This is a genomic window from Sporosarcina sp. 179-K 3D1 HS (genome assembly GCF_047228905.1).
In the GTDB taxonomy this organism is placed as follows: domain Bacteria; phylum Bacillota; class Bacilli; order Bacillales_A; family Planococcaceae; genus Sporosarcina.
This window is the reverse complement of record NZ_JBFEGI010000006.1, coordinates 55,667-81,005: the sequence shown is the minus strand read 5'-3', so window position 1 is coordinate 81,005 and position 25,339 is coordinate 55,667. Positions and strand designations below refer to the sequence as shown.

The following is a 25,339-nucleotide window of genomic DNA, read 5'->3' as shown; positions in this document are numbered from 1 at the left end:
CGGTCCGCCCATATCTCCCGCTCCACCGCCCATAACCCACTAATTTCCCCAACACCATCACTCAAAAAATGAAAACGGGAAGAGGTCGAATTTTTTGTCGTCGCCTTTTCCAGAAGAACGGTGTTCGCGCAGGGTGCGATCGGTGCATAGTTTTTGCGGCATGTCTTTTTCCTTAACATAGACAACTCGTTGACGGTCGCAGTCACTGACGGCGATGCCTCCTGTTTCCACATCGACGATCACGCTAGTAACGCCGGGTGGAGGCAAGAAGGGCTCTGGCGTCTTTCCGTTATGCGCTTCCTCCATAAAATCCATCCAGATTTTTTTCGAAGCAGCCTTGTCGATCGGATCGCTCAACTGCAATCCTTTATCGAAGCCTGTCCAGATGCCTGCCGTCAATGAAGGCGAAAAGCCGATTAAATATTGATCCGACAAGGTCGTGCCTGATTTGGCGGCATAGGGGCGTGTCTGGTGTTGCCGCATGGAGATTCCGGTCGCCGTCAAATAGTCATTGAACACCGGATCGAACATGCCTGTCATCAAATGGGTGAGAATGAACGCATCCTGTTCGGTCATAACGTGCTTGCTCTTCGGGGTCTCATGTTCGTACACAGTTTTCCCTTCCGCGTCCGTGATAGCGTAAATGGTCATCGGTTCCACAGCCACCCCTTCGGAAGCAATGCGGTTGTACGCTTTTGTCATATCGGATAAGGTGACCTCTGTTGTTCCTAGCGCGACGGCCGGAGACTCAGGAAACTTAGTATCAATGCCGAGCCGCTCTGCCATTTTGGAAAACTTTTTGTAACCGATATCTTCCAGTGTCTTTACGGCGTAGATGTTATCCGAAATGGCGATGGCCTGGGCGAGTGAGATCGGTTGATTGGCAAATTTTCCGTTCACATTGTTTGGCACGTAGGTGGATCGCCCTTCATCGTACGTAAAGACCGTCTTTTCGGTCGACAGGAAGGTGAGCGGGCTATATCCATCCTCCAGTGCAGCTGCATATAAAATCGGTTTCATCGCTGAACCGGGTTGCCGTTTTGCTTGGGTCGCTCGATTAAACGGGCTTTTGGCATAATCAACGCCACCTACAAGTGAGGTGATCGCACCGGTGTCCGGCTCCATCGAGATGAACCCGATTTGCAGGCCACTGTCGGGCATCCATTTGGCGATTGCTTCCTCCGCCGTTTGCTGGTGATGGGGGTCCAGCGTCGTCCGGATGGTCCAGCCGCCTTCTGCTGGACGCCGCCCTTTTTCCGCCAGCAATCGTTCCGCTTCCCTCCATACTTCATCCAAGAAATACGGGGCGACCCGCTTCGTGTCGGCCCACTCCTCTGTCATTAAATGAATCGGCACCTTTTTTGCCCGTTCCTCCTGATGCTCGGTAATGAATCCTTGAGATTCCATCAGCGACAAGACCAATTGCTGGCGTTCCTTCGATCTCTCCGGGTTATCCAGAGGGGAGTAGACCGACGGACCTTTTGCGATGGCCGTGATGACGGCGGATTCCTCCAGCGTCAAATCTTTGGCCGGCTTTCCGAAATAAAACCGGCTTGCCGCCTCGACGCCATACATGCCGTGTCCGAAATAGACCGTATTCAAATAGCCTTCCAAGATGACATCTTTATCGTAAAAGCGCTCCATCCGGTACGCATAGAGCGCTTCACTGATTTTGCGCTTCCAGCTCTTTTCATGCGTCAGAAAGAGATTTCGTGCATATTGCTGGGTGATCGTACTGGCTCCCTCGGCTTTACGCATCGATTTAATATCTTTCAATACGGCACCCGCGATCCGTCGGTAATCAAACCCACTATGCTTGTAAAAATTTTTATCCTCAGTCGCAATGACCGCATCGACCAACAAAGGTGAAATTTCATCAAGACTGACCCAGTACCGTCTCTCGAGGGAAAAGCGGTCGCCAATCTGATTGCCGTTTTTATCTAGGAAAATGGTAGCTTTTGGCACACTTAATGAAGGGGCCCCCGTAATCTGGGCATAGATTCGAAGTGATAGAAAGACGGTCAATGCTGCGGTCAACGTCATAACTGTCAGCAACAGCACCCGCCTAATCGTCACTTGCCGCTTCCTCTTTTTTACATATACCGTCCGTCGCATAGGATCCCACCCTGTCCTTGTCATTACGTTCAGTATGCGAACCTAGGAAAGAGATTAAACGGGGGTGAATGAAAAACATTACTTCCTTTCCGGATAGATTGAAATGTAGGGCGGGAGAACGGTATAATAAAAAGATATGTGGAGGTGACCGTATGGAACGGCAACATCAAGGGAAACAAGTGGATATCCGGCTCCATTCGTCAATCCGGCATCCGGGACAAGTCAAGGAAACGCACGAGTTCCAATTGACGGGAAGGCTCATTGAAAAAAGGGGAACCTCGTACTTGCAATACGTAGAAAAACAGGACGGCACCATCGAGACAATCGTCAAACTGGATCCGAAAGACGCGCTTATCATGCGCAAAGGAGCCGTACAGATGCGACTGCCTTTCAGTATGGAAAGCAGACGGATGGGTTCATACGGCAGCGGGCCGGCTACCTTCGATCTTCACGTCCAAACAGATCATTTGCAGTTTACCAAGGAACAGGAAGGTCAGGGCGGCGAGTTCCATGTCCAGTATCGGCTGTTGGATGGCAAGTCCTTACTCGGCACATACCATTTGACTATTACATATACGGAGGGAAAATCATGAACGCGGTAGAAAAGATTCAAAATGAAGTGAAAGAGGCATTGCACCAAGCGGTGATTGCGGCCGGGCTTGTCAATTCGGCGGATATTCCGGAAATCATGTTGGAAACACCGAAGAACAAAGAGAACGGCGACTATGCAACGAATATTGCGATGCAGTTGACCAAGCTTGCCAAACAACCACCGCGTGCCATTGCGGACGCGATACTCGGAAAATTGGATACGGCGGGAACGGCGATCGACACGATTGAAGTGGCGGGCCCAGGTTTCATGAACATCCGTCTGAAAACCGATTACCTCGGGGATGTCGTGAAAACCGTATTGGATCAAGGGGAAAACTACGGTCGTTCCAACGCTGGAGCGAATGAAAAAGTCCAGGTTGAATTCGTTTCCGCCAACCCGACCGGGGACTTGCATCTTGGCCATGCCCGTGGCGCATCCCTTGGCGATTCTTTATGCAATGTCCTGGACTTTGCCGGATATGATGTCTACCGCGAATACTATATCAATGATGCCGGCAATCAAGTGCATAATCTCGCGAAATCGGTGGAAGCCCGCTATTTCCAAGCGCTTGGTTTGGAGAAGGATATGCCGGAGGACGGCTACCAGGGTCAAGATATCATTGACATCGGCAAACAGTTGGCAGAAGAGTTTGGAGATCAGTATGTCAACGTTTCAGAAGAGGAACGCTATTCATTTTTCCGTGAATACGGTCTGCAATTTGAATTGGCGAAGTTGAAAAAGGACTTGGCAGATTTCCGGGTTTCATTTGACAATTGGTTTTCGGAAACGTCTTTATATGAAAACGGAAAGATCGACGTGGCGCTTGATAAGTTGAGGGCGAACGGCCATGTCTATGAGGAAGACGGCGCGACTTGGTTCCGCTCGACGACGTTCGGGGATGACAAGGACCGGGTGCTCATTAAAAATGACGGCACGTATACGTATTTGACGCCGGATATTGCTTATCATGAGGACAAACTACATCGCGGCTTCGATAAACTTATTAACATTTGGGGAGCCGATCATCACGGCTATATCCCGCGGATGAAAGCGGCCATCGAGGCACTTGGCTATGACCGCGACACATTGGAAGTCGAAGTCGCGCAAATGGTCCAACTGTTCAAAGACGGTGAAAAATTCAAGATGAGCAAACGGACGGGCAAGGCGGTCACGTTGCGGGAACTCGTGGAAGACGTAGGTTTGGATGCGGTCCGCTACTTCTTCGCAATGCGTTCCGGCGACTCGCAAATGGATTTCGATCTGGACCTCGCGATTTCCCAGTCGAATGAAAACCCGGTCTACTATGCACAGTACGCGCACGCGCGGATTTCTTCGATCTTGCGCCAAGCCGCAGACACAGATCTGGCCGGGTCCGTGGAGAATGTCTCTTTATTGCAAGCGGAAAAAGAACAAGAATTGATGAAGAAAATCGGAGACTTCCCGAAAGTGGTGGCCGATGCGGCACGACTCCGCTCACCGCACCGGGTGACTACCTATATTCAGGAGTTGGCCGCTTCATTCCACAGCTTCTACAATGCGGAAAAAGTGTTGGACCCGGAAAATCGGGAGCTTTCCGAAGCGCGGCTCGCTCTTATCACTGCCACTCGCGCTACCATCGCAAACGCTCTGAAACTGGTGGGTGTTGCAGCACCAGAACGGATGTAAGAAAAAATTAGACCGCTACGCTTCGGTGTGGCGGTTTTATTTATGGGTAGAAGGTCTTGACTTGACAATAAAAGATGGAAAGTGACGGATAAACTTGTGAACTTGACGAATATGTTTCCGGAAGGGACGGATAAAGCCCGGAAAGTGACGGATAAGTCATCAAAAGTGACGGATAGCAGCAGGCCCTTCTTCAGAGAAGTCCTCGACACGCCCTTTTTCTATAGTATAATGAAACGGAGTAAAGGTGCCCTGCGTGTCTGGCGGGGTTAAAAGGGAAGCCGGTTGAAGTCCGGCGCGGTCCCGCCACTGTAAGTGTGAGCAAGTCGTGAGAAGTCACTGGAAACCATTCCGGGAAGACGCGGCAAGCGATGATCACGAGCCAGGAGACCTGCCTTTACGGATCACCCGTGACCTGCGAGGAAAAGGTCGGTGGAAATCGGACCGCTTTAAGGGCGCTTGGATTTTTACTTGCACATCCTCCGTATTTGTACGGGGGATTTTTTCAATTTAAACAGTAGAAAGGCGTGGGGGAATATGCAGTTCATTGCAACACTAGAAGGGTTTTCCGTGTCGTCCAACTATGTGAGTTTCCGGGCAGAACAACCGTTGAAGACACTATCTTCCGCTGTCCACAATGCCGGCATAGGGTGGTTCCGCGCCTTCGTGAATCGCCATGTGGATATGAATTATCATTGCGACGATGCCAAAGGGGAAATGGCGGCTTACCTTGAGCAGCAAGGGTTTCGAGCAGAAGAGACGGTTGGAATGATGACTGCCGTCTCGACCGAACATGTGGAAATCGGCCAATATGATGGCGATTTCGGTTCCGTCCTCATCGCCGTGACAGCAGGGGTCGGGAATGCGGTGGACGTCTCGCAAGCGCTGACAAGAGAAGAGGAACAGAAAATCGGCACGATCAATACATGGATCATCGTCAATGGTCAGTTGTCGGATGAGGCGTTCGTCCAAACAATGATTACGGCGACCGAAGCGAAAGTGAAAGCCCTTCATGATGAAGCGATCCAAGATCCGCTGACTGGCACTATTGCGACCGGGACATCGACTGACAGCGTTCTCATTGCGGCCACGCAGCAAGGAGAGTATCTGCCATATGCCGGAACGGTGACCCCTCTTGGAAAATTGGTCGGCCATGGCGTCTACGATTGTACGGTGCGAGCACTTCGGGCGTACAAGAAAGCGAAAGGGTGGACTACGTGATCCCGTCGCATTTCATCGCCATTGCCATCGGTTTTCTTTTAGACCGGCTCATCGGGGATCCGCCCAATTGGCCACATCCTGTCCGGTGGATCGGATCTTTCATTTCCAAGATGACGTTGCTTTTGAATAAAGGACGCCATCGCGTCTGGAAAGGGGCGGTGCTGTTCTTCGCAACGGTGGGAATCGTCACAGTAACTGCAGCGATCATCGTCTGGCTAGCTTATGAGATTCATACTTTCGTCGGGATTGCCATCGAAGCTGTCCTAATAGCGATCGGGCTAGCACAGAAAAGTTTGCGGGACGCCGCGCTAGCTGTGAAGAGACCGCTGGAAAATGGGGACTTTAAAGAAGCTCGGGAAAAATTATCCTGGATTGTCGGCCGGGATACCGAGAAGCTGGATGAAAGCGAGATTTCGAGGGCGACAATTGAGACGGTTTCCGAAAATACGGCTGATGGCGTGACTTCGCCTTTATTTTGGGCTTTTTTACTCGGGGCTCCGGGTCTTTGGCTATACAAAGCGGTCAATACGCTCGATTCGATGGTCGGCTATAAGGACGATCGGTTTGCCCAGTTTGGGAAGTTTTCCGCAAAGGCGGACGATCTGCTAAATTATATACCCGCCCGGATTACTGGACTTCTCATCCTCTTCCATACGGCAAATGAAGGGAAGTTGCCATTCGGGCAGCGAGTTGTCGGATTCGGTAGGGATTCGCGGCGCCATCCAAGCCCGAACAGCGGGTTTCCGGAAGCTGCGACGGCTTGGCAACTGGGTATCCGGTTAGGTGGGAAAAGTACCTATCGCGGCGTCGTTTCGGCGCGTCCGGAAATTGGGCCGGGAATCATGCCGCTGACAGCCAAGCATATACAATCCGCTGTCAGACAGATGCATATCGCATCCTTCGTGTTTTGGCTATGGATGACGGTGATCGGGGTGTTCATATTTGCGAATACATAATAAGGGATTGTTGACCGTAATTCTCGGCGGCAGCCGAAGTGGGAAAAGCGCATTTGCTGAAGATTATTTAGTGAAAAAAGCGCAGCGGACTGGCGGGCGTCTTGTCTATATCGCATCGGGAACAGCGACCGATGCAGAAATGCAGGCCAGGATTGATCAGCATCGATTAGATCGTGCACATATAAATTGGACTACGCTGGAACAATCCGTTCGGATGGAAGAGGTATTGCCATCTATCCGTTTGGGTGATTTGGTCCTTTGGGATTGCGCAACGACTTGGCTGGCGAATGAATTGTATGAAGGATGGGATGAAGGAACGCCCTGCATTCACCAACCGGGCTGTATGGAAGCGAAAGAAGAACGGCTCTATGAAACGGTAGAGGCCTTACGGCAAAAAGCCGCCCATCTCATCATCGTTTCCAATGAAGTGCTGGATGATATACCGATGAGTGATCCCGAAACGAAAATCTATATGAAATGGCTCGGGCGTGTCCATCGAGAGTTGGTCCGAAGAGCGGATGAAGCGATTGAAATGGATTATGGCGTGGCGATGTACTGGAAAAGGGGGAGAAACGATGAATGGACTAATGGTCGTAGGGACGGCATCCGATTCGGGGAAGACGATGATTTGCACAGCACTCTGCCGCATCCTCGCCAATGAAGGAGTACGGGTGGCGCCGTTCAAATCACAGAACATGTCGAGATTTTCGGCGAAAACAGAACGGGGCGAAGAAATGAGCCGTGCCCAATTTTTGCAGGCGGAGGCTGCCCGGACGACACCCACGGTTTATATGAATCCAATTTTATTGAAACCGGTCGCTTCGATGAAGTCCGAGGTGCTTTTTTTCGGGGAGAAGTTTGGCCCTGTTACGGGAATGACGTATCGGGAGCAGTTTTTCCAGCAAGCGGTCGAAGCGATCCGGACGTCCCTCGATCAACTGGCAAAAACCTATGAAACCGTCATTATCGAAGGGGCGGGGAGCCCGGCAGAAGTGAATTTGAACGATCGAGAAATCGTCAATATGCGGGTGGCGGACATTGCAGACGTCCCGGTCGTACTCGTGGCGGATATCGATCGCGGCGGAGCCATCGCCTCCATCGTAGGCACCTTGCAGCTTCTCGCGCCTGAGCACCGGGCCCGCGTGAAAGCGATCATCATCAATAAATTCCATGGAGATCCTGCCTTGTTTCAAGAAGGGGTCGATTTTATTGAATCCTATACGGGAATTCCGGTTGCGGGAATCATCCCATTTAAAGCTGATCACGGAATCCAAGAGGAAGACATGGAACGGCCGATCAGCCTGGCTCCAGCGGACGTGGATGTGTACGAAGCATGGGCGGATCATATTAAAGGGCATCTCGATTGGCCTTTGATTAAGAGCATTATTTCTTCGGTGGGAGGGGCCTCTGCGTGAACGGCATCTTACTCGCCATCCAGTTTTTTACGGCAATCCCTTTACAAAAGGAGTTTCCGCTTGGGCGGAAAGAAGTGACATCCATGTACATCGCGCTACCGTTCGTAGGGGCGGCAATCGGCTTCGGGATGTTTGCGGTTGCTGAACTTTTTTCCGAAGGGATGGGGCTAGGCACACTGCTCACGGCAGTGGCCGTCGTCACGACAGGCATTGTCTTGACAGGCGGCCTGCATTTGGATGGATGGGCAGACACCGGGGACGCGTATTTTTCGTACCGGGATCAGGCGAAGCGCCATGAAATTATGGATGATCCGCGACTCGGCGCATTTGGCACGATGGCACTCGTCCTGCTCGTCCTAGTCAAAGTGGCATTGCTCCACGAATTCTTGTCATCCGACGCCGGCTGGTCCTATTTGTATTTTCTCCTCATCCCCTTCTTGGCAAGAGCGGGAATGAATATATTCTTCGTAGCGGTGCCGCTTGCGAAAGACAAAGGGATCGCGCACTTTTTCAAGGAGAAGATGGCGGGCAAGGGAATCATCGGAGTTTCCATTGTGGCGAGTCTGCTATTACTGGCTATCATTGGATTCATGACAAACCAGATTGGAATGGCAGCTTCCCTTGCTGCTGTACTTTCGGGCGCACTGCTCCTTTTTCGGAAATGGACAATAAAAAACTTCGGAGGCGTTTCGGGTGACTTATGCGGTGCATTTATCGAAGGGGCGGAGGTGCTGTTATGGTTCGTCGTTATCGTATTCATTTGATCCGTCACTTGCCGACTGCAGGCAATCAAGCTCGTCAATACATCGGTTGGACCGATGAGCCAGTTGTCGTGAATGAAGGAAGGATTACAGAACCCCTGAATCCGTCTGTTGTGTATGGTAGTGACTTGCTGCGTGCGAAGCAAACGGCTGAACTTTATTTCCCGGAAGCGGCGTACGAAGCGGATGCGCGATGGCGGGAATGCAATTTTGGAGTATTTGAAGGGAAAACGTATGCGGAACTGGAAAAGGTACAGGAATACCGTGACTGGATCGACAATCCATTTTTAATGGCTCCAGAGGATGGTGAAAGTTTGAGAGATGTACAAAAGAGGGTCCTGGAAGCATTGGCAGAGCTTCCCGATGAAGCGGTAGTCGTCACGCACGGCGGACCGATGCGGGTCATCTTGACGAAATTTTCCCCAATCCCGCAGGAGTTCTGGTCATGGAATATTCCGCATGGCGTCGTATACCAGTTGGACTGGGACAGTGAACAAGCGTTCAAGGAGGGAAAGCCATGCATGTCTATATCGGCGGAGCTGCAAACGGAAAACGGGATTATGTGAGGGAACTGCTTGCGGGTCGGGAAGCGGCCTGGTACGAAGGAACACTTCCGGAGAGGGTTGATAGCACGGTAGTGGTCGCAGGGCTTGAAGATTGGATGGCCCGGACGGAGTTATCCGAAGAGGAAGCCATCCGCCAAGTAATGGAGAGCCTCCGAGGGCAAGAAACCATCGTTATCTTGACGGATATTGGCCGGGGCATCGTGCCGATGGACCCGGCGTTGCGGGACCTGCGCGATCGATGTGGCCGTTTGTACCAGCGGCTGCTGGCGGAAGCAGATGAAGTGACCCGGATTTGGTACGGACTGGCACAAACTTTGAAGAGAAGGGGAGAGGGATTATGAAAATTTACACACGGACAGGGGATAAAGGACAGACGAGCCTGATCGGGGGGCGTGTCGACAAAGACAGTTTACGCGTGGAAGCTTACGGCTCGATGGACGAGCTGAATTCATTCATCGGAAAGGCGATGACGGAGCTGGATCCGGCTATTTTCGCGGATCTGCTGAAAGATTTGGAAGCCATCCAGAATGAATTATTCGACGGGGGCGGTGACCTGGCAAACGTGATGAAGGAGCGCCATTACAAACTATCGGAAGAACCGATCGCCGTGCTGGAACAACGGATTGACGACTTGATGGAAGAAGCGCCGGAACTCGAGCGGTTCATCTTGCCGGGCGGTTCACCTGCTGCGGCCACATTGCATATCGCAAGAACGGTGGCAAGACGTGCCGAGCGATTGACGGTCACGCTCATGAAATCGGAAGAAGACGTGCCTGCTGTCGTCCAACGATACTTGAATCGCCTCTCCGATTATCTCTTCGTTGCTGCCCGTATTACGAATGCGAGATTGAATGTGCCTGATAATGAATATGTCCGCAGTGCGAAAGTGTTCCGGACGGATAAACCTGGCAAAGATAAAAAAGAGTAAGGAAAAGCCCGCGGTTTTCGCGGGTTTTTAATTTGTAAATAAAACATATTTTAGTTACTCTGTTGCGTTTACGGGAATTATAAATTGCGTATATAGTAATATTTTATTTAATGTATTGAAAAAGACGGAAAATATAGTATAATCAAATCATAATGAAAATCCAGCCAAATTATTGTACAGAGAAAAATATTCCGCATTGAATAAAAATTTCTGTTGACTGAATGCTCATTCATAACTAAACTGTAAATTAAGAGTAATTCATCATGTGTGTGTTAAACGAAAGGGGAGGGAATGAATGGGGCCATTACTAATTGCGAATTGGGTGTTGTTTTTAGCTGTAACAGCCTATGCGCTTGCATTGTTCACATATTTATTAAAAACACGATACCAATTCATTAAACTCGGCCGGAAAGAAGAGTTTGACAGCAATGTATCCAGAAGGCTTCAAAGTGTCTGGGTAAACGTCTTCGGACAAAAGAAATTATTGAAGGATAAGAAGAGCGGATCGATTCACGTCATGTTCTTCTATGGATTTTTACTAGTCCAGTTAGGTGCTATTGACTTAATTTGGAAAGGGCTTAAGCCGGGTTCTCATTTACCGTTTGGACCGATTTATCCTGGCTTTACATTTTTCCAGGAGATTGTTGTCGCTGTCATTCTTATCGCCGTTATTTGGGCGTTTCATCGCCGTTATGTTGAGAAACTTGTGCGTTTGAAAAGGGGTTGGAAATCGGGTCTTGTCTTGATTTTCATTGGAACGCTCATGTTATCGACTCTTGTTTCAAATGGGGCGAATATGATCTGGCAAGGACATGAGCCGACTTGGACCGAGCCGATGGCGTCCGCTATTGCCTCCGTTCTTAGCTTCATGTCACCGACCGCCGCTGCGGCTGTCTTTTTTGTCGCATGGTGGGTTCACTTACTGACTTTATTGACGTTCCTCGTGTACGTGCCGCAGTCGAAACACGCGCACTTGATCGCTGGGCCGGTCAATACGTATTTCATGCGGTTCGACCGCCGGAGCAAACTTGCGCCAATTGATTTCGAAGCGCTTGAGAATGCGGAAGAAGAAGATGAAATGCCAGCGCTTGGCGTTGGAAAAGTAACCGATTTCACACAGCTGCAAATGATCGACTTCTACGCTTGCGTGGAATGCGGTCGTTGTACAAATATGTGCCCTGCCGCCGGGACGGGTAAGATGTTGTCTCCGATGGATTTGATCACGAAGCTGCGTGATAACTTGACGAATACAGGGGCGCTCGTCACGAAGCAAAAGCCGTGGGTGCCGACATTCGCATTCAACAATTCGAAGGGCAACCAGATCGCGCTTGCTGCTGGTGCGGAAGGTGCGGTCCTTGACGATATTTATAGTCCAAGCCTGATCGGCGATGTCATCACGGAAGAGGAGATCTGGGCGTGCACGACATGCCGGAACTGTGAAGACCAATGTCCGGTCATGAACGAACACGTCGATAAAATCATTGACCTTCGTCGTTATCTCGTCATGACGGAAGGGAAAATGGACGCGGATGCACAACGTGCGATGACGAACATCGAACGTCAAGGGAATCCGTGGGGGCTGAACCGGAAAGAAAAGGAGAACTGGCGCGATGCCAATCCGGATCTCCATATCCCGACTGTCAAAGAAATGAAAAAAGCGGGCGAAGACTTCGAATACCTATTCTGGGTCGGCTCGATGGGTGCTTTTGATAACCGTTCCCAAAAAATTGCGTTGTCCTTTGCACATCTGCTGAACGAAGCGGGCGTCAAATTCGCCATTTTGGGGAATAAAGAAAAGAACTCCGGCGATACGCCGCGCAGACTAGGAAATGAATTTTTATTCCAAGAATTGGCGACATCCAATATCGAAGAATTCGAAAAGGCGGGCGTTACAAAGATAATCACAATCGACCCGCACGCATATAATATCTTTAAGAATGAATATCCGGATTTCGGATTCAAAGCAGAAGTCATCCACCATACGGAGCTTCTCCATGAACTCGTCGTCCAAGGGAAACTGAAACCGCAACATGCGATCAATGAAACGATCACATTCCATGATTCTTGTTACTTGGGCAGATACAATGACGTGTACGATCCACCGCGTGAAATTCTGAAGGCGATCCCAGGCGTCAAGCTCGTCGAGATGAAACGGAACCGCCAGGACGGCATGTGCTGTGGCGCCGGCGGAGGTCTGATGTGGATGGAAGAAGATACAGGCCACCGCGTCAACGTAGCGCGGACCGAGCAAGCGCTTGAAGTGAGTCCTGGAATTATCTCCTCGGGTTGTCCATACTGCTTGACGATGCTATCGGACGGAACGAAAGCAGTGGAAGTGGAAGATAAAGTCGGCACATATGATATCGCAGAATTGCTGGAGCGATCGATTTTCGGTGAGCAGAAGGAGATGGCTGCAACGGAAGAAGAGGAGCCGATTCTCCAATAAGTCATTGCAGAAAAATTAGTTTTATCGTACAATTGGATTAACTTGCCTCAAGTGACTTTATTTGTGGCTAAATAAGAGGCAGAAGGCATTAAGATTCAGAGGGATTCTAAACTCTCTGTCGAGTCAAGTTAAGCCTCCGGCGGATGTCACGGATTTTTTAGGGGTAGCTTTTCGAGCAAGCTCGAAAAAATCCGGACGCAATTACGCCGAGGCGTAATTGATTTAGAAACTGGACGGATTGCACCGATCTGTTTGACATCACAACTAATGCAGGGAGTGGGAACACTCCCTTTTTCTTCGAGTAGTCATTGAGCGAGCGTTCAGTCAACTAAATTCATTTCCATGAAGAGTTAACTATCAAAACGGAGGCGATGAAAATGGCAAGAACAGTTATTATCGGAGGGGCACGCACCCCGTTTGCAAAATTGGGCGGAGCCTTGCAAGCCATGTCGGCAAGTGATTTGGGTGGAATCGCGATTAAAGAGGCATTGCATCGCGCAGACGTGAAAGAAGATGAGGTTGACGAAGTCATCATGGGGACGGTGCTTCAAGCAGGGCAAGGGCAAATCCCTTCCCGACAAGCTGCGACGAAAGCAGGTCTTCCGTGGTCGGTGAAAACGGAAACGATCAACAAAGTTTGTGCTTCTGGAATGCGAAGTGTGACTTTGGGCGACCAACTCATCCGGTTGGGAGACGAAGAAGTGATCGTGGCAGGCGGCATGGAATCGATGTCAAACGCACCGTATTATTTGCAAAAAGGTCGCTTTGGATTGAAAATGGGCGATTCGCAATTGGTGGATGGAATGATTTACGACGGGCTATCATGCGCCTTCTCGCCGGAGCGGGTTCATATGGGAACCTACGGCAACCAAACAGCGGAAGCGTTTACACTAACGCGCGAAACACAGGATGAATGGTCATTGCGCAGTCACCAACGTGCAACGGAAGCGATTGAAAAAGGACTGTTTGCTGAGGAAATCATCCCTGTCGAAATTCCGCAACGAAAAGGGGATCCGTTGAAATTCGAAACGGATGAAGCACCTCGTCGGGATACGTCCCTTGAGTCGCTCGCAAAACTGCGTCCGGCTTTCGGCAAAGATGGTACGATCACAGCTGGAAATGCACCGGGCGTGAATGACGGAGCATGCGCCCTTGTGTTGATGAATGAAGAACGGGCTAAAAAAGAAGGGAAAACGCCGCTGGCTACAATTATAGGGCATGCTGAAGTCGCCATCGAACCTGAAAACTTCCCGCAAACTCCAGGTCTCGTCATCAATGAACTGTTGAAAAAGACCGGCAAGAAGCTGGAAGACATTGATCTATTTGAAATTAATGAGGCGTTTGCGGCTGTCGCACTAGCAAGCTCTCAAATTGCGGAACTAGACCCTGAGAAAGTGAATGTCAACGGCGGTGCGGTTGCGCTCGGTCACCCGATCGGGGCGAGCGGTACACGGATTATCCTAACACTGGCCCATGAACTGAAAAGACGCGGCGGCGGAATTGGCATCGCATCGATCTGTTCCGGAGGCGGGCAAGGCGACGCAATCATGATCGAAGTGGAAAATACAAACGAAGCCTAATCGAGTTGGAATCGGGAAATGGGAGGAATCACGTTATGGAAATCAAAAAAATAATGGTTATCGGTGCTGGACAAATGGGCGGTGGAATTGCCCAAGTTTGTGCGCAAGCCGGTTTTGAAGTGAAGTTGAACGATATCAAAGAAGAGTTTTACGATAGAGGGCTTTCCGTCATTTCGAAAAACTTGTCCCGCAATGTCGAAAAAGGACGCATGACGGAAGACGGGAAAAACGAAGTACTTGGACGGATTACAAAATCATTGGATCTGCAAGATGCGTCCGACGTCGATATGGTCATCGAGGCCGCTGTTGAAAACATGGTTATTAAAAAATCCATCTTTGAAAAGTTGGATCAGATCGCTCCCGCACACGCAATTCTTGCGACAAATACTTCATCTTTGCCGATTACTGAAATTGCGGCAGTGACGAAACGCCCGGAGAAAGTGATCGGTATGCACTTCATGAACCCGGTGCCCGTCATGAAGCTGGTCGAAATCATCCGTGGACTCGCAACGGCAGACGAAGTATATCAAGCGGTCGAGGATATGACTTTAAAACTGGATAAGACACCGGTAGAAGTGAATGACTTCCCTGGATTTGTTGCCAACCGCATCCTTATGCCAATGATCAATGAAGCAATTTACACCCTCTACGAAGGCGTCGCAAAAGAAGAAGCGATTGACGAGGTCATGAAATTGGGCATGAACCATCCGATGGGGCCATTGCAATTGGCAGACTTTATCGGACTCGACACATGCCTCTACATTATGGAAACGCTGTACGAGGGATTCGGGGACTCGAAATACCGCCCATGCCCATTGCTCCGCAAATATGTAAAAGCGGGCTGGCTCGGTAAAAAATCAGGCCGTGGCTTCTATGTATACGAATAAAGGAGAGCAAACGATATGGATTTACAATTTACCGAAGAACAACTGATGATGCGCGACATGGTGCGGAATTTTGCCAAAACAGAGATCGAGCCATTTGTTCCTCGAATGGAAGCAGGGGAGTTCCCGCGTGAGATTTTGACGAAAATGGGCGAACTCGGGCTTATGGGCATCGCAGTTCCGGAAGAATACGGCGGATCAGGAATGGATTTCATTTCCTACATCATCGCAATCAACGAACTTTCAAAGGTGAGTGCAGTTGTCGGTGTGATCTTATCTGTCCATACTTCGGTCGGAACGAATCCGATCCTCTATTTCGGTAATGAACAACAAAAGCAAGACTACGTTCCAAAAATGGCCAGCGGTGAATATCTCGGTGCATTTTGCCTGACTGAACCTTCAGCTGGATCGGACGCGGGTTCCTTGAAAACGCGGGCTATTAAAAAAGATGGCCATTATGTGCTGAACGGATCCAAAGTGTTCATTACGAATGGCGGGGAAGCGGATGTCTACATCGTGTTCGCCTCAACGGATCCGTCAAAAGGTTCGTACGGAACTACGGCGTTCATCGTGGATAAAGATACCCCTGGATTAATCATCGGTAAAGATGAGGAGAAGATGGGGCTTCATGGATCCCGGACGGTGCAATTGACATTTGAAGACATGAAAGTGCCGGAAGACAAAGTGCTTGGCGTAGAAGGCGAAGGATTTAAGATTGCCATGGCGAATCTCGATGTCGGTCGGATCGGCATCGGGGCACAAGCGCTCGGTATTGCAGAAGCTTCTTTGGAAGCAGCGACCGAGTACGCGAAAGAGCGCGTCCAGTTCGGCAAACCAATTGCCGCTCAACAAGGCGTTGGTTTCAAATTGGCAGATATGGCGACAGCAGTGGAAGCCGCTAAATTGCTCGTTTATCGGGCAGCGCAGATGCGAGCGGAAGGGCTGTCTTGCGGAAAAGAGGCGTCCATGGCCAAGTTATTCGCATCCCAAACGGCGGTCGACTGCTCGATCGAAGCGATCCAAGTATTCGGTGGATATGGCTATACGGAAGACTATCCGGTCGAACGTTATTTCCGAGATGCGAAAGTGACTCAGATTTATGAAGGAACGAGCGAAATTCAACGACTCGTCATTTCCAAACAATTAACCAAATAATCATATATGAATAAATACAAGGTGGGGACCAATATGGATTTCAAATTATCAGAAGAACATGAAATGATTCGGAAAATGGTGCGTGACTTTGCGGAGAATGAAGTCGCTCCAACAGCAGCGGAACGGGATGAAGAAGAACGTTTCGATATGGCTTTGTTTGAAAAGATGGCTGAGCTCGGCTTGACAGGTATTCCTTGGCCGGAAGAGTACGGGGGCATCGGCAGTGACTACCTCGCGTATGTCATTGCGGTGGAAGAATTATCCCGCGTCTGTGCATCAACAGGAGTTACCCTTTCCGCGCATACTTCTCTTGCAGGATGGCCGGTATTCAAATATGGTACAGAAGAGCAAAAGCAAAAATATCTTCGTCCGATGGCGGAAGGCACAAAAATCGGTGCGTATGGCCTGACAGAGCCGGGTTCCGGTTCAGATGCAGGAGGCATGCGTACGACTGCCAAACTGGATGGCGACGACTATGTCCTGAATGGTTCCAAAATCTTCATTACAAACGGCGGTATCGCGGATATCTATATCGTCTTTGCGGTGACAGATCCGGAATCGAAACATAAAGGAACGAGCGCATTTATCGTGGAGAAAGACTTTGCAGGCTTCTCCGTCGGGAAAAAAGAGAAGAAGCTCGGAATCCGTTCCTCTCCTACAACGGAAATCATGTTTGAAAACTGCCGTGTACCGAAAGAGAATCTTTTGGGTGAAGAGGGCGAAGGTTTCATTATCGCAATGAAGACATTGGATGGCGGGCGCAACGGGATTGCCGCGCAAGCAGTCGGAATTGCACAAGGTGCGCTGGATGCATCGGTCGACTATGCGAAAGAGCGTGTCCAATTCGGTAAGCCGATTGCGGCGAACCAAGGCATCGGCTTCAAGTTGGCTGACATGGCGACAGCGATCGAAGCTTCCCGTCTGCTAACATATCAGGCAGCTTGGCTCGAATCGAATAACTTGCCATACGGAAAAGAGTCGGCCATGGCGAAATTGATGGCCGGAGATACAGCGATGAAAGTGACAACCGAAGCGGTCCAAGTATTTGGAGGTTACGGTTATACGAAAGATTACCCGGTGGAGCGTTTCATGCGCGATGCAAAAATCACGCAAATTTACGAAGGGACGCAAGAAATTCAACGTCTTGTTATCTCCCGTATGCTGACAAAATAAACGGGGGGTTCGTATGGAGAAAAAACTAGTAGTCAAATCGTCTGTAAAAGACGAGAATTTGATAGAAAAACGTCGGGAGCAAATGATCCGGGGTGCCGTCAAGCTTTTTAGAAAGAAAGGTTTCCATCGGGCCACGACACGGGAAATTGCGAAAGAGGCCGGCTTCAGCATTGGTACGCTTTATGAATACATCCGAACGAAGGAAGACGTACTCTACCTCGTCTGCGATAATATTTACAACAAAGTGCTCAACCGCCTGAACGGATCGTTGGATCAAGAGGGGACCGTGGAAGGCATTCGGCTGGCCATCGCCAAGTACTTCCATTTGATTGACAATATGTCGGATGAGTTCCTTGTCATGTACCAAGAATCCAAATCCTTGCCGAAGGATGCCTTAGGGTATGTCCTGCAAAAGGAGATGGAGATGGTTGCCCTATTTGAAAACTTATTCAAAACCTGTGCCCGTTCGGGAGAACTCCGCATCACCGATGAAGAACTCCGGATCGCCGCCAACCACATCGTCGTCCAAGGACAAATGTGGGCGTTCCGGAGATGGGCTTTTGATAAAGATATGACCATCGAAGATTATATCCGTATCCAAACGGATCAGTTCCTCAACGGCATCGTCCGTGAACGCGAAGAAATCCGTTGAACATCGCTGTCTCCAGGGTGCCAGGATATTGTCACTATTCGCGTCTTTTTCGAATTGTGGCAGTACCTGGCATCCCGTGTAACAAAACTGGGAGCGCTTTCACTAGTTGAATGGTAGATTTGCAGGGAGATTGCAGTTTGCCCTCATCTTAATGAGCGCGTCTGTGGAAATATGCGCGTTTGTGGAAATATGCGCGTTTGTGGAGATATGAGCGTTTGTGTGGGGAATATGAGCGGTCCTCGGAATTTATGGGCGCTTGCGTGGAAATAAGATTGGTTCGCGGGAGTTATGATCGCCTGCGCAGAATTATGAGCGTTCCTCAAAACTTGATTCAAATAATAAAAGTATACTACGCCTAGTTGGGCAGAAGGGGTGTTTTAGTAATGGTAACAGCGCCAGTCGAGATTTATAAACCGAAGCATCACATCCGTTTTGTGACAGCGTCCAGCCTGTTTGATGGCCATGATGCTTCAATCAATATTATGCGCCGCATTTTGCAATCCAGTGGAGCGGAAGTCATCCATCTTGGACATAACCGTTCGGTGGAGGAAGTCGTGAACGCGGCCATCCAGGAAGACGTCCAAGGGATTGCCATCTCTTCCTATCAAGGAGGGCACGTCGAATATTTTAAGTACATGCACGATCTCCTGCAAGAAAGAGGTGCGCCACATATCCGCATTTACGGCGGTGGCGGTGGGGTCATTATCCCGAAGGAAATAAAGGAACTGCATGATTACGGCATCGCGTGGATTTTCTCGCCGGAAGATGGCCGTAAAATGGGCCTTCAAGGGATGATCAACCGCATGTTGGAAGAGTGCGACTTCCTGACTGAAGCGGATAATGAAATGGCCAACTTGGAAAAAGTGAACCCGGACCATCCTGAGACGCTTGCTAACTTGATCACTTATGTGGAAGAAAAGCATGGGAAAAATGATAAGCAAGCGGAACAGCTCATCGAAAAAGCAAGAACGCTCTCCAAAAATACGCCAATTCTCGGTATCACAGGAACCGGGGGAGCGGGAAAGAGTTCCCTTACCGATGAACTCATCCGCCGCTTCCTGCAAGAACTTCCAGATAAGAAAGTGGCCATTCTCTCGATTGACCCGACGAAGCAAAAAACGGGCGGTGCGCTGCTCGGCGACCGGATCCGGATGAATGCGATCTTCAACAAACGGGTATTCATGCGCAGCTTGGCGACACGTGGATCCCGCACCGAACTGTCGGGTGCCATCAAAGACGTGCTCGACGTCGTCAAAACAGCAGGTTACGACCTGATCGTCGTGGAAACGAGCGGTATCGGCCAAGGCGATGCGGAAATCACGGAAGTGTCCGATGTCTCAATGTATGTTATGACGAGTGAATTCGGGGCGCCGACGCAACTTGAGAAAATCGACATGATCGATTTCGCCGACTTGATTGTCATTAATAAATTCGAGCGCAAAGGTTCCGAAGACGCACTTCGCCAAGTCCAGAAACAATATCAGCGAAGCCGCGGCCTTTGGGATAAAGAGATTGATGCCATGCCGGTTTACGGAACGATCGCAAGCCAGTTCAACGACAAAGGGACGAATTCGCTATTTGCGGCAATCGTGAATGTGCTGAATGAAAAATGTGGCTTGGATTGGGAAACATCATATGCTCAATTCATCAAGACACAGAAACAGAATGTCATCATTCCGAACGACCGTCAGCACTACTTACGGGAAATTGCGAGTACGGTCCGAGATTACCATAAACGATCAGCGCAACAGGTGGAATTTGCGCGCCGTTTATTCCAACTGGAAGGCGCCATTGAAGCGGTGAAAGAAAAGGCGCCCGATGATAAGCTGGTCGCTTCTTTACAATCGCTTGCGGACGGTGTGAAAGATGAACTGACCGCCGAATCCAAGCGTATCATCCAAAATTGGAACGCACTGAAGGAATCGTATTCGGGTGATGAATTTGTTACGAAAATCCGAGACAAAGAACTTCGGACAGCACTTACGACAACGAGCTTGGCCGGCTTGAAAATACCGAAAGTCGTTCTACCGAAATTTGAAGACTATGGCGAGATTTTACGCTGGGTGTATAAAGAAAACGTACCGGGTTCCTATCCTTACACAGCAGGCGTTTTCCCATTCAAACGGGAAGGGGAAGATCCGAAGCGCCAATTCGCCGGAGAAGGTACGCCGGAGCGGACGAACCGCCGCTTCCACTACCTGTCCAAGGACGATGACGCGAAACGTCTATCGACTGCTTTCGACTCGGTTACACTATACGGAGAAGACCCGAATGAGCGCCCGGATATTTTCGGTAAAGTCGGTGAGTCCGGTGTGAGTGTCTGTACGCTGGATGATATGAAAAAATTATATGATGGCTTTGACTTATGCGCTCCATCGACATCCGTCTCGATGACAATCAATGGACCTGCACCGATTATCTTGGCCATGTTCATGAACACGGCAGTTGACCAGCAAATCCGCTTGAAAGAAGAGGAACTGGGACGCACACTGACTGTCGAAGAATTCACAGAAGTGCGCGACGCTACGCTGCAAGTCGTCCGAGGAACGGTGCAAGCTGATATCCTGAAAGAAGACCAAGGACAAAATACGTGTATCTTCTCGACAGAATTCGCGCTTCGCATGATGGGGGATATCCAGCAGTATTTCATTGACAAAAAAGTGCGCAATTACTACTCAGTGTCCATTTCGGGCTACCATATCGCTGAAGCGGGTGCAAACCCGATTTCACAATTGGCGTTCACGTTATCCAACGGCTTTACGTATGTCGAGTATTACTTGAGCCGCGGCATGCATATTGATGACTTTGCACCGAACCTATCCTTCTTCTTCTCGAACGGGCTCGATCCGGAATATACGGTGATCGGCCGAGTGGCACGCCGGATTTGGGCAGTTGCCATGCGGGAAAAATACGGGGCGAATGAACGCAGTCAGAAGTTGAAATATCATGTGCAGACGTCAGGACGCAGCTTGCACGCTCAGGAAATCGACTTCAACGATATCCGGACAACATTGCAGGCGCTCATGGCATTGCAGGATAACTGTAATTCCCTCCACACGAATGCGTATGATGAAGCAATCACGACACCGACGGAAGAATCGGTCCGCCGGGCGATGGCGATCCAGATGATCATTACAAAAGAGCATGGGCTTTCCAAAAACGAAAACCCGTTGCAAGGATCCTTTATTATTGAAGAACTGACAGACCTTGTGGAAGAAGCGGTCTTGACGGAATTCGACCGCTTGAACGACCGTGGAGGCGTTCTCGGATCAATGGAAACCCAGTATCAACGTGGGAAGATCCAAGAGGAATCCATGTACTACGAGCATCTGAAACATTCAGGCGAACTGCCGATCATCGGGGTGAACACATATTTGAATCCGAATCCTCCATCCGAGGAAGATATCGACAATATGGAAATCGCACGGGCGACGAAGGAAGAAAAGGAGTCGCAAATCATCAACTTGCGTGAATTCCAAAAACGTCATACAGGAGAAACTGAGAAAGCATTACAAAAACTGAAAGAGACAGCAGTGACCGGCGGCAATATTTTCGCGCAACTGATGGAAACTGTCAAAGTCGCGAGCCTTGGCCAAATTACAAATGCCCTTTACGAAGTGGGAGGCCAATACCGCCGCAATATGTAATTCGATCGGCTTGGGTGAAAATCCGTGTGAACTTTTAGTTCGGCACGGATTTTTACTTTGAAAATTGCTAAAATTGGTTCGAATTCATGGCGTTGGGTTGCTTCCTCCATGTATAATGGGAGGGACGATGGAAATGGGGTGTTGGCTTGAAATTTACTATTCATCTATTGATTATCACAATCCTAGTCATTCTTATCTTCTTGTTATATGGCAATGGATTAGGAGCCATCCCTTTCTTCCTTGCGGGCATATATCTGATTTTTATTTGCATTAAAGAATTTCTTCTTTTTAGAAGGAGCAAAAGATTGTAGCTAAATTCCGGAATTATTGTATATAATGAGTAGTATGCTTTCATCGGCGGATGTCATAAATTTTAATGAGAGTTATTTGGGTAACCTGAATAACAGCATCTACGACAGAGGTTGATATCCTTTATATCATTTTATATTAAAACCGCCTAGATGGAATTGATTTAGAAAGGACGTGCGTTTGTTGAATATCCGTGAACTGACAAAGGAGCAACTGGCAGAAGAGTCGATGATCGATATCGTCTATGCCATTTTGACAGAAAGACATGAGTCGCTTACATTCCAACAGCTGATGGATGAAATCCGCGAACTTACGGGAATAAGCGAAAGCGAAATGAAGGCTAAATTGCAACAGTTTTATACAGACCTGAACATTGACGGCAGATTCATCGCCATCCATGATAACCGCTGGGGCTTGCGCGAATGGTATCCGGTTGAGCAGATCGAAGAAGAGACTGCACCGGTCGTCAAAGTGCGTAAAAAGAAGAAGAAAAAAGTGCTGGATGATGAAGAAGAGGAAGAACTATACGATGAAGATGAAGAAGAGTATGATGAACTGATCGAAGAAGATGATGAGATAGAAGACGACGATGACCTCGAAGATGAAGAAGACGAAGAGATCATCGAATTGGAGGAAGATCTCCTAGAACCGGATGACGACTTGGAAATCATACCGGATGATGAGGATCTGGACCTTGAGGACGAAGAGGAAGAAGATGAATTTGAAGAAGATGAGGAGATTGAAGAATAATCTCTTGACTTCGCAAGTAGAACGCTATAAGATTTTACAGGGCTCCTAAAAAAAGGACACTTGAACTAATGCATATGCGCTCCTCTGGAATTCAGACGGAGCGTTTTTTAATTTTTCATTATAAATGTAGCGAACGGAGGAGTTTGGCATGACAAAGTATATTTTCGTAACTGGCGGTGTCGTTTCATCACTCGGAAAGGGAATTAATGCAGCATCCCTTGGAAGACTGTTAAAAAGTCGAGGTTTAGAAGTGACAATGCAAAAATTTGATCCTTATATAAACGTAGACCCGCGAATGATGAGTCCGTACCAACATGGAGAAGTATTTGTCACGCAGGACGGGGCGGAGACGGATCTCGACCTCGGCCACTATGAGCGCTTCATAGACATTGAGCTGAACAAATACTCGAACGTCACCATGGGTAAAGTCTATTCCTCCGTATTGAAAAAAGAGCGGAGCGGTGAATATATGGGCGCGACCGTCCAAGTCATTCCGCATATTACGAATGAAATCAAAAGCCTGATCAAGCGTGCGGGGAAGGAAACAAATGCAGATGTCGTCATTACGGAAATCGGGGGCAGCGTAGGGGATATTGAATCTCTGCCATATTTGGAAGCCATCCGCCAGATGAAGACCGACCTTGGGAAAAACGACGTCATGTATATCCATAATACGCTCATTCCGTATCTCCATGCGGCGGGTGAAATGAAAACAAAACCGACCCAACATAGCGTGAAGGAATTAAGAAGCCTCGGCATCCAGCCGAATATGATTGTTGTACGCAGTGAATATCCGGTTCCACAGGAGATGAAAGACAAAATTGCTCTGTTCTGTAACATTAAGCCGGAAGAAGTGATTGAAGCCCTGGATGCGGAGACGTTGTACGAAGTACCTCTCCGACTTCATGAGCAGCATATGGACAAAATTGTAGTGGACTTCCTCGGATTGGAAACGAAAGAGCCTGATCTTTCGGATGTCAAAGACCTCGTCCACTTGGTGAAATCCCTTTCGAAGAAAGTAAGCATCGGACTTGTCGGGAAGTATGTAGAACTGCAAGATGCCTATATTTCTGCAGTAGAAGCGCTTCGTCACGCGGGCTATCAATTTGATACAGATATCGAAGTGAAATGGATCAACTCCGAGGAAGTGAACGAAGAGAACGTAGCGGACATCTTGGGAGAAGTCGATGGTATCATGGTGCCTGGCGGATTCGGGGATCGTGGGATCGATGGGAAAATGGCAGCAATTCAGTTCGCCCGCACAAATAAAATTCCGTTTATCGGAATTGGTCTTGGCATGCAGCTGGCTGCGGTGGAATTTGCCCGCAACGTGCTTGGCATGACAGATGCCCATTCCACTGAATTCAACATGGAAGCTGAATATCCGTTATTTGAAAATCAATCCGATATGACAGCATCTAGCGAATCCGGTGGTCTAATGCGTCTGGGATCCCATCCGTGCAAAGTGAAGGAAGGAACGAAAGCGCGCCAAGCATACGGAGAAGAACTCGTACATGAACGCCACCGTCATCGTTATGAATTCAATAATGAGTATAGAAATCAATTTGAAGAAGCTGGCATGATCATGGCTGGAGTGAGCCCCGATGATGAACTTGTGGAAATTATCGAGCTGCAAGAGCATCCATTCTTCATCGGTTGCCAATTCCACCCTGAATTCATTTCACGTCCGACCCGTCCGCAACCATTATTGCGCGATTTTGTCGGTGCGGCGTTAGCTCATCAATCTGAATAACAAAAAAAACGTAGAGGCCGAAAAAAGCTTCTACGTTTTTTTGCATTCTTAAAGCTCAGATTTGTAATACGATGCACTTGTTACTCGCCCAGCATTTCATCGTAAGCTAATTTCACGGCTTCATAAATGAATAAGGCTGCAAGCGCATGGGGTTGGACGATCCGTTCGCCATTCTCTCCGGGCAAGAGTCCTTTCAATAAACCTGTTGAAATATACGTGTATGCCAAATCAGCAAGTTCATTGTCCTCGTCCGGTTTTTCCGCAGCAAGTGCTCCGAATGGGATGAATTGCTCGGCAAGGCTTCGAGCAAGCTCCAAAGCGGAGGGGTCGTTCACGCTGCGTGTCAACAGCCACACTCGATCAGCTGATTCGATCGCCATGCCCGATTCATACCGGACGGCTCCGGAAAACGGTTCAACCCCGTCCAGGGCAGTGAAAGTCACCGCCTCCATCTCGCCGAAGGCCGCCAGGATCACCCGGCCTTCCCCGACGGCCGCCTGTGCCAACAGACGGGCCGTTTCTTCAATTGCTTCCTCTTCATTCGAAACAATTCGTTGCAGCAGGCCACTCACCTGTGTCGATAATATTTTCAAGCTCATCACCTCTATTTCATTATAAATTCAATAAGACAAATAAACCGTATTTATGATTTGAACGTGACTGAAGAGTTAGAAATATTTAACAACCTAGGAAAATAGTTTTTATGGTATGCTAGAAGGATAAATGACTGTAAAATATTTCAAAAACCATCTGGCTTGGACGAAAGAGTGAAAA

22 protein-coding genes and 1 riboswitch are annotated in these 25,339 nt (G+C 49.0%); of the genes, 20 read left to right on the top strand and 2 right to left on the bottom strand.

Annotation, left to right across the window (positions count from 1 at the left end; all coding sequences use genetic code 11):
- Positions 1–57 precede the first annotated feature (57 nt).
- A complete protein-coding gene (locus tag AB1K83_RS09830; protein ID WP_413058016.1) occupies positions 58–2,115 on the bottom strand; it encodes a transglycosylase domain-containing protein in 2,058 nt (685 codons plus the stop codon).
- 152 nt (positions 2,116–2,267) lie between these two features.
- Here AB1K83_RS09830 and AB1K83_RS09825 point away from each other — a divergent pair, with 152 nt between their 5' ends.
- The 20 genes from AB1K83_RS09825 to AB1K83_RS09730 all read left to right on the top strand — a co-directional run bounded on the left by AB1K83_RS09825 (position 2,268) and on the right by AB1K83_RS09730 (position 24,565).
- Positions 2,268–2,708: a DUF1934 domain-containing protein gene (locus AB1K83_RS09825; protein ID WP_413058015.1), complete on the top strand. Its 441-nt coding sequence runs from the start codon at positions 2,268–2,270 to the stop codon at positions 2,706–2,708.
- Entirely contained in the window at positions 2,705–4,372 is a 1,668-nt protein-coding gene (argS, locus tag AB1K83_RS09820; RefSeq protein WP_413058014.1) for an arginine--tRNA ligase, read from the top strand. The genes AB1K83_RS09825 and argS overlap by 4 nt, the downstream gene beginning before the upstream one ends.
- An 81-nt stretch (positions 4,373–4,453) precedes the next feature.
- Entirely contained in the window at positions 4,454–4,642 is a 189-nt protein-coding gene (locus AB1K83_RS09815) for a hypothetical protein (protein WP_413058013.1), read from the top strand.
- Positions 4,598–4,783, top strand: a riboswitch (cobalamin riboswitch). (Overlaps the previous gene by 45 nt.)
- 123 nt (positions 4,784–4,906) lie before the next feature.
- Entirely contained in the window at positions 4,907–5,590 is a 684-nt protein-coding gene (locus tag AB1K83_RS09810; RefSeq protein ID WP_413058012.1) for an adenosylcobinamide amidohydrolase, read from the top strand.
- Positions 5,587–6,546, top strand: a complete 960-nt coding sequence (cbiB, locus tag AB1K83_RS09805; RefSeq protein WP_413058128.1) for an adenosylcobinamide-phosphate synthase CbiB — start codon at positions 5,587–5,589, stop codon at positions 6,544–6,546. Before AB1K83_RS09810 ends, cbiB begins: the two co-directional genes overlap by 4 nt.
- Positions 6,533–7,207, top strand: coding sequence for a bifunctional adenosylcobinamide kinase/adenosylcobinamide-phosphate guanylyltransferase (locus tag AB1K83_RS09800; RefSeq protein ID WP_413058011.1), 675 nt, complete (start codon positions 6,533–6,535; stop codon positions 7,205–7,207). The genes cbiB and AB1K83_RS09800 overlap by 14 nt, the downstream gene beginning before the upstream one ends.
- A complete protein-coding gene (locus AB1K83_RS09795; RefSeq protein WP_413058010.1) occupies positions 7,122–7,961 on the top strand; it encodes a cobyric acid synthase in 840 nt (279 codons plus the stop codon). Before AB1K83_RS09800 ends, AB1K83_RS09795 begins: the two co-directional genes overlap by 86 nt.
- Positions 7,958–8,725, top strand: coding sequence for an adenosylcobinamide-GDP ribazoletransferase (gene cobS / locus AB1K83_RS09790; protein WP_413058009.1), 768 nt, complete (start codon positions 7,958–7,960; stop codon positions 8,723–8,725). The genes AB1K83_RS09795 and cobS overlap by 4 nt, the downstream gene beginning before the upstream one ends.
- Complete coding sequence (locus AB1K83_RS09785) at positions 8,698–9,288, top strand: histidine phosphatase family protein (RefSeq protein ID WP_413058008.1); 591 nt, start codon at positions 8,698–8,700, stop codon at positions 9,286–9,288. Before cobS ends, AB1K83_RS09785 begins: the two co-directional genes overlap by 28 nt.
- Positions 9,240–9,629, top strand: coding sequence for a bifunctional adenosylcobinamide kinase/adenosylcobinamide-phosphate guanylyltransferase (locus tag AB1K83_RS09780; protein ID WP_413058007.1), 390 nt, complete (start codon positions 9,240–9,242; stop codon positions 9,627–9,629). The genes AB1K83_RS09785 and AB1K83_RS09780 overlap by 49 nt, the downstream gene beginning before the upstream one ends.
- Complete coding sequence (locus AB1K83_RS09775; protein ID WP_413058006.1) at positions 9,626–10,216, top strand: cob(I)yrinic acid a,c-diamide adenosyltransferase; 591 nt, start codon at positions 9,626–9,628, stop codon at positions 10,214–10,216. The genes AB1K83_RS09780 and AB1K83_RS09775 overlap by 4 nt, the downstream gene beginning before the upstream one ends.
- Before the next feature lie 295 nt (positions 10,217–10,511).
- Positions 10,512–12,662 carry a (Fe-S)-binding protein gene (locus AB1K83_RS09770; protein ID WP_413058005.1) on the top strand — a complete coding sequence of 717 codons (2,151 nt, stop codon included), beginning with the start codon at positions 10,512–10,514 and terminating at the stop codon, positions 12,660–12,662.
- Between the two features lie 377 nt (positions 12,663–13,039).
- Positions 13,040–14,242, top strand: a complete 1,203-nt coding sequence (locus tag AB1K83_RS09765; RefSeq protein ID WP_413058004.1) for an acetyl-CoA C-acetyltransferase — start codon at positions 13,040–13,042, stop codon at positions 14,240–14,242.
- 35 nt (positions 14,243–14,277) lie between these two features.
- Positions 14,278–15,129: a 3-hydroxybutyryl-CoA dehydrogenase gene (locus AB1K83_RS09760; RefSeq protein ID WP_413058003.1), complete on the top strand. Its 852-nt coding sequence runs from the start codon at positions 14,278–14,280 to the stop codon at positions 15,127–15,129.
- 15 nt (positions 15,130–15,144) lie between these two features.
- Positions 15,145–16,281, top strand: a complete 1,137-nt coding sequence (locus tag AB1K83_RS09755) for an acyl-CoA dehydrogenase (protein WP_413058002.1) — start codon at positions 15,145–15,147, stop codon at positions 16,279–16,281.
- Between the two features lie 33 nt (positions 16,282–16,314).
- Positions 16,315–17,454, top strand: coding sequence for an acyl-CoA dehydrogenase (locus AB1K83_RS09750; protein ID WP_413058001.1), 1,140 nt, complete (start codon positions 16,315–16,317; stop codon positions 17,452–17,454).
- Between the two features lie 13 nt (positions 17,455–17,467).
- Positions 17,468–18,106 carry a TetR/AcrR family transcriptional regulator gene (locus AB1K83_RS09745; protein ID WP_413058000.1) on the top strand — a complete coding sequence of 213 codons (639 nt, stop codon included), beginning with the start codon at positions 17,468–17,470 and terminating at the stop codon, positions 18,104–18,106.
- 383 nt (positions 18,107–18,489) lie between these two features.
- On the top strand, positions 18,490–21,753 hold the full coding sequence (icmF, locus tag AB1K83_RS09740) for a fused isobutyryl-CoA mutase/GTPase IcmF (protein WP_413057999.1): 3,264 nt from the start codon (positions 18,490–18,492) through the stop codon (positions 21,751–21,753).
- 483 nt (positions 21,754–22,236) lie between these two features.
- Entirely contained in the window at positions 22,237–22,812 is a 576-nt protein-coding gene (gene rpoE, locus AB1K83_RS09735; RefSeq protein ID WP_413057998.1) for a DNA-directed RNA polymerase subunit delta, read from the top strand.
- 148 nt (positions 22,813–22,960) lie between these two features.
- Entirely contained in the window at positions 22,961–24,565 is a 1,605-nt protein-coding gene (locus tag AB1K83_RS09730; protein ID WP_413057997.1) for a CTP synthase, read from the top strand.
- Positions 24,566–24,645: 80 nt separating this feature from the next.
- On the opposite strand, the gene AB1K83_RS09725 is transcribed toward AB1K83_RS09730, so the two are convergent.
- Positions 24,646–25,158 carry a DUF2529 family protein gene (locus tag AB1K83_RS09725; RefSeq protein ID WP_413057996.1) on the bottom strand — a complete coding sequence of 171 codons (513 nt, stop codon included), beginning with the start codon at positions 25,156–25,158 and terminating at the stop codon, positions 24,646–24,648.
- Positions 25,159–25,339 lie beyond the last annotated feature (181 nt).

What these genes read in the sequence shown, in the direction of transcription:
- AB1K83_RS09830 (WP_413058016.1), bottom strand. Translation starts at nt 2,115, where the DNA reads ATGCGACGGACGGTATATGTAAAAAAGAGGAAGCGGCAAGTGACGATT.
- AB1K83_RS09825 (WP_413058015.1), top strand. Translation starts at nt 2,268, where the DNA reads ATGGAACGGCAACATCAAGGGAAACAAGTGGATATCCGGCTCCATTCG.
- argS (WP_413058014.1), top strand. Translation starts at nt 2,705, where the DNA reads ATGAACGCGGTAGAAAAGATTCAAAATGAAGTGAAAGAGGCATTGCAC.
- AB1K83_RS09810 (WP_413058012.1), top strand. Translation starts at nt 4,907, where the DNA reads ATGCAGTTCATTGCAACACTAGAAGGGTTTTCCGTGTCGTCCAACTAT.
- AB1K83_RS09795 (WP_413058010.1), top strand. Translation starts at nt 7,122, where the DNA reads ATGAATGGACTAATGGTCGTAGGGACGGCATCCGATTCGGGGAAGACG.
- AB1K83_RS09785 (WP_413058008.1), top strand. Translation starts at nt 8,698, where the DNA reads ATGGTTCGTCGTTATCGTATTCATTTGATCCGTCACTTGCCGACTGCA.
- AB1K83_RS09780 (WP_413058007.1), top strand. Translation starts at nt 9,240, where the DNA reads ATGCATGTCTATATCGGCGGAGCTGCAAACGGAAAACGGGATTATGTG.
- AB1K83_RS09775 (WP_413058006.1), top strand. Translation starts at nt 9,626, where the DNA reads ATGAAAATTTACACACGGACAGGGGATAAAGGACAGACGAGCCTGATC.
- AB1K83_RS09770 (WP_413058005.1), top strand. Translation starts at nt 10,512, where the DNA reads ATGGGGCCATTACTAATTGCGAATTGGGTGTTGTTTTTAGCTGTAACA.
- AB1K83_RS09765 (WP_413058004.1), top strand. Translation starts at nt 13,040, where the DNA reads ATGGCAAGAACAGTTATTATCGGAGGGGCACGCACCCCGTTTGCAAAA.
- AB1K83_RS09760 (WP_413058003.1), top strand. Translation starts at nt 14,278, where the DNA reads ATGGAAATCAAAAAAATAATGGTTATCGGTGCTGGACAAATGGGCGGT.
- AB1K83_RS09755 (WP_413058002.1), top strand. Translation starts at nt 15,145, where the DNA reads ATGGATTTACAATTTACCGAAGAACAACTGATGATGCGCGACATGGTG.
- AB1K83_RS09750 (WP_413058001.1), top strand. Translation starts at nt 16,315, where the DNA reads ATGGATTTCAAATTATCAGAAGAACATGAAATGATTCGGAAAATGGTG.
- AB1K83_RS09745 (WP_413058000.1), top strand. Translation starts at nt 17,468, where the DNA reads ATGGAGAAAAAACTAGTAGTCAAATCGTCTGTAAAAGACGAGAATTTG.
- icmF (WP_413057999.1), top strand. Translation starts at nt 18,490, where the DNA reads ATGGTAACAGCGCCAGTCGAGATTTATAAACCGAAGCATCACATCCGT.
- AB1K83_RS09730 (WP_413057997.1), top strand. Translation starts at nt 22,961, where the DNA reads ATGACAAAGTATATTTTCGTAACTGGCGGTGTCGTTTCATCACTCGGA.